Source organism: Bradyrhizobium sp. 31Argb, assembly GCF_043638955.1.
Taxonomy (GTDB): Bacteria; Pseudomonadota; Alphaproteobacteria; order Rhizobiales; family Xanthobacteraceae; genus Bradyrhizobium.
In genome coordinates this window covers 1-709 of the sequence record NZ_JBEGDB010000674.1, presented here as the reverse complement: position 1 = coordinate 709, position 709 = coordinate 1, and the positions used below count along the sequence as shown (strand labels likewise).

Below are 709 nucleotides of genomic sequence, written 5' to 3'. Positions count from 1 at the left end.
GCGCGCTCGGCCTGAGCGCGCGCCATCTGGCCTATGTGATCTACACCTCCGGCTCAACCGGCACCCCCAAGGGCGTCGAAATGCCCCACGGCGCGCTTATGAATTTGCTTTGGTCCTCGCCGGAGTGTGGCGCGCCAAAACGACGTACACTTCAGTTCACGACTTTGAACTTTGACGTCTCGTTCCAGGAATTGTTCAGTTGTTGGAGGGACGGCGGGCTACTCATGCTCGTGCGGGAAGAGACCCGTGCCGACTTCTCTGAGTTGCTGGACTTTGTGTGGGGAGAAGGGATCGAGCGGCTTTTCCTCCCATTCGTAGCCTTGAATCATTTTGCGGAAGTCTGGGGCGCTCGGGGAGCGCTGCTGCCCTCTTTGAGGGAGATCTACACAGCGGGTGAGCAATTGCGAGCCACCCCCGAACTCAGGTCGTTCTTCGAAACGCACCCGAGAGCAAGGTTGATAAATCAGTATGGGCCCACGGAAACCCACGTTGTTACTGAGCACCATCTCGCGGCTGATCCATCATGCTGGCCGCAATTGCCTCCGATTGGGCGTCCGATTGCGAACACGCGGGTGTACCTGCTGGACGGACACGGTGCGCCGGTTCCCTTTGGGGCGGTGGGGGAGATCTATATTGGCGGGGCGGGGGTTGCGCGCGGCTATCTGAACCGGCCGGAGCTGACGGCGGAGCGGTTCATCGCCAGCCCGTT

Annotated in this window: 1 protein-coding gene; it reads left to right on the top strand. The window is 60.6% G+C overall.

The genetic code is table 11. The features are described from left to right. Positions 1–709 (top strand): AMP-binding protein (locus AAFX91_RS42220; protein ID WP_394570416.1); only part of this gene is annotated, 709 nt, incomplete at both ends.